At 61.7% G+C, this 3,401-nt stretch carries 3 protein-coding genes; all 3 read left to right on the plus strand.

From position 1 onward, the window contains the following. Window positions 1-142 precede the first annotated feature (142 nt). The 3 genes from NKH13_RS35380 to NKH13_RS35390 are packed head-to-tail and all read left to right on the plus strand — an operon-like array spanning window position 143 to window position 3,314. Entirely contained in the window at window positions 143-1,381 is a 1,239-nt protein-coding gene (locus NKH13_RS35380) for a site-specific integrase (protein ID WP_352917470.1), read from the plus strand. Further along, window positions 1,378-2,310 (plus strand): tyrosine-type recombinase/integrase, encoded by a 933-nt coding sequence (locus NKH13_RS35385; RefSeq protein ID WP_023699564.1) that lies wholly within the window; start codon window positions 1,378-1,380, stop codon window positions 2,308-2,310. Before NKH13_RS35380 ends, NKH13_RS35385 begins: the two co-directional genes overlap by 4 nt. Beyond that, window positions 2,307-3,314: a tyrosine-type recombinase/integrase gene (locus NKH13_RS35390; RefSeq protein WP_352875080.1), complete on the plus strand. Its 1,008-nt coding sequence runs from the start codon at window positions 2,307-2,309 to the stop codon at window positions 3,312-3,314. The genes NKH13_RS35385 and NKH13_RS35390 overlap by 4 nt, the downstream gene beginning before the upstream one ends. Window positions 3,315-3,401: the final 87 nt, after the last annotated feature.

A 3,401-nucleotide genomic window follows, 5' to 3' on the forward strand; every position in this document is an offset into this window, starting at 1 on the left:
CTTATGCGTCGGGCGAGATTATGTGGCGGAGCCGCCCTGACCCCTTTCGGGTCGGCCAAACCCAGCTTGCCTCCGCCACATAATATTTCATGCCTCTCTCATGGCGCGGGATTCCCCTGTGCCACAACGCCGGAGGGGCAGAATGCTCGAGTTCTATTTTTCCTATTGTGGGGTGCTCAGGCGCCTGCGTAGCGGTGCACTCGGTGGCGAGATGGATCGCCTCGCGGAGCATTTTTTCACCCTTGGTTATAAGCGAGCGTCTGCCACGATTTACCTGAGCCGGATTGCGCGCTTTAGCCAGTTTGCCGCAACGCGCTGTGGTCCGATGCCTATCTCTCAAGATGTCGTCGACAGCTATTTGTGCACGTTTACTACGGATACTCCACGCATTGGAGCAGTGTCGGCACTGGGACACGCGCGGCGAGTGGCTCCAGAACGCTTCCTTGCTGCTGTTCCCAGTGTAGATAATGATCCGAATGCTCCGCTTCTGAGCTCCTTTTCGGACTATCTGAGCAGGGTGTGCGGACTGGAGTCAAAGTCTCGCGAAGGCGTTCTCCTGGGCAGCCGCCGCTTTCTGGATTGGTTCCATCGCCACCATTCCGGCCAAGACCTCGACGCATTGACGGCTGAGCATGTCCTTGCCGCTGTCGAACATCGGCTGTCACTATCGGCGACCTCCGGTACCCGCACCGCAGCAACTTCTCACATCCGGACATTTCTTCGGTTTTTGTATTGGGCTGGCCACCACGATCAGGATCTCGCGCGCGTCGTCCCCAGGACGCCCCACTGGCGTTTGGCTCATCTGCCGCCGCGCCTTGCATGGGATGACGTTCGGCGTGCAATTGATATGATCGGCGCAACGGCACCGGTTGACGTCCGCGATCGAGCCGTCCTGCTGCTGCTCGCCACCACGGGCATTCGCAACGGTGAGCTGCGCGCCCTTCAACTGCACGATATCCACTGGCGAACTGGCGAGGTTTTTGTCCGGCACACCAAGGGCAAGCGTGATCGGGTGGCCCCGCTCATCGAGGAAGCCGGTGCCGCGCTCGCCGACTACGTCCTGCGCGCTCGACCGAAGGTGGATAGTCCGTATCTGTTCCTGTCCTTCACGCCGCCCGTGGCACCATTCAAATGCGCGTCGCCTGTTTCGAGGATCGTGCGGAAGCGGTTGCGACATGGCGGGGTTGAACTCGGGCAGGTCGCAGGTGCGCATCTCCTGCGCCACAGTCTTGCCACCCAGCTCGTCAAGCAGCGAAGGCCGATCAACGAGGTCGCCGATCTCCTGGGACACCGCAGCATCAACACAACGGCGCTGTACGTAAAGGTCGCGACGTCGCAACTTGCCGAGGTCGCACTTCCCTTTCCGGGAGGCGTGGCATGACCGCCTTTGCCCGATTCCTCGGCGAGAAGGCCGAGTGTTACATCGAGCTACGCCACTCCCTCGGCTATGCCTTCAGCAAGCAAGCCGGCACGTTGCGGGCTTTCGTGAGGTACATTGAGCGCGCTCAGTTCGATGGGCCTGCCACTCGAACTTTGGCGCTGGATTTTGCCCTGTCGTTCAGCGGCGCCGCCAACAGCCGTGTCAGTCGTCACGGCGTGCTGCGCCGGTTTTACGAATATCTCGCCGTCTATGACGCGCGAACCGAAGCCTTGGAGCGCAGAGCTTTCCCCAGATCCAGAGCGATTCCGCCTCCGCGAATCCTCAGCGAGGCCGAGTTGGCATCACTCATCGACGCATGCCGCCGCATCTCGCCGGGAATCCTTCTCAAGGGGCGGACAATGGCCACGCTGATCGGATTATTGGCGAGCTCGGGGCTGCGATCAGGCGAAGTGGTCAGACTTGATCGTTCCGACGTTGATCTGGCCAACGGGATTCTCCTCATTCGGAAGACGAAGTTCCGCAAGGACCGTCTCGTTCCAGTTCACACGACGACCCAGGCTGCCCTTCGTAGCTACGTCCATGAACGGGATGCCGCTTTTCCCATGCCCAAGGACCAGGCCTTTTTCCTCAGCTCTCGTGGCAATCGCCTCTCGGCGACAGGCCTGCAAAACGGCTTTGCCGAGGCCCGCAAGCTTGCTGGTCTCGATGGCGGCAAGCCATTAAGGCCACACGATCTCAGGCACCGGTTCGCCGTGACCCGTCTCGGCCTCTGGCATCAGCAGCGCGCAGACGTTCAGGCGTTGCTCCCGTTGCTCGCCACATATCTCGGTCACGCCAGCTACAGCGACACTGCCTACTATCTCACCGGTTCGGCAGATCTTCTCGCCATTGCGGCGGAGCGCGCCTTCCTCGACGGAGGTGCAGCATGAGCGAACACCTGCTGCTGGCGCCGCTCCTGGAGTCCTACTTTCGCCGGCGCTTGACCAAACAACGCAATGCGACTCCCGCGACCGTGGCCAGCTATCGCGATGCCTTGCGCATGCTGATCATCTTTGCCGCCACCCGATTGGCGAAGAAGCCGGCCGCATTGGCACTCGAAGACCTCGATCGAGACCTCGTTCTCGCCTTCCTCGACGAGCTCGAGGAGAAGCGCAAGAACGTCATCGCCACGCGCAACGCCCGACTAGCGGCCATCCGATCCTTCTTCCATCACGTAGCAGCCGCTGACCCGGCGTCCTTCGGTGTCGCCCAACGCGTGCTGACGATTCCCATAAAACGGGCTCACATTGAGGTGACGCACCACCTCACCAAGGCCGAAGTGGACGCCCTTATTGCGGCCCCCGATCAGAGGACGTCCCGTGGGCGGCGCGACCGAACGTTTCTACTGTTTCTGGCACGGACCGGCGCCCGGGTCTCCGAAGCCACCGGCGTCAACGCAAACGACCTTCAGTTGGAACGGCCGCACCCACAAGTGCTGCTGCGCGGCAAAGGGCGCAGAGACCGCGTCGTCCCCATTGCTAAGGACCTGGCGCGGGCGCTGACATCCTTGTTGAGCGAGCGCGGGATCACCCATCACGAGCCGCGAGCGATATTCGTCGGCGCCCGCAACGAACGCCTGACTCGTTTCGGAGCGATCCATATCGTGCGGCGTGCGGCCACAGAGGCCGTGCCTACCAGGCCGGCCTTGGCCGACAAGCCCATATCGCCGCACATCTTCCGGCACTCCCTCGCCATGAAGCTTCTCCAGTCCGGCGTGGACCTTTTGACGATCCAAGCCTGGCTCGGGCACGCACAGGTCGCCACGACCCACCGCTATGCCGCAGCGGATGTCGAGATGATGCGCAATGGACTCGAGAAGGCGGGCGTCACCGGCGCTCACGGCGTGCGTTTCCGACCAAATGACTCCGTTCTGCAACTGCTGAACAGCATCTAAATATTATGTGGCGGAAAAATCCGGACCGGCGGGCCTAGGCTGGCACCAGGAAGGCTCCGCCACATAATCTCGCCCGACGCATAAGAA

The sequence above is a fragment of the Mesorhizobium sp. M1348 genome, from assembly GCF_040317925.1.
Classification (GTDB): Bacteria; Pseudomonadota; Alphaproteobacteria; order Rhizobiales; family Rhizobiaceae; genus Mesorhizobium.

What these genes read in the sequence shown, in the direction of transcription:
- NKH13_RS35380 (WP_352917470.1), top strand. Translation starts at nt 143, where the DNA reads ATGCTCGAGTTCTATTTTTCCTATTGTGGGGTGCTCAGGCGCCTGCGT.
- NKH13_RS35385 (WP_023699564.1), top strand. Translation starts at nt 1,378, where the DNA reads ATGACCGCCTTTGCCCGATTCCTCGGCGAGAAGGCCGAGTGTTACATC.
- NKH13_RS35390 (WP_352875080.1), top strand. Translation starts at nt 2,307, where the DNA reads ATGAGCGAACACCTGCTGCTGGCGCCGCTCCTGGAGTCCTACTTTCGC.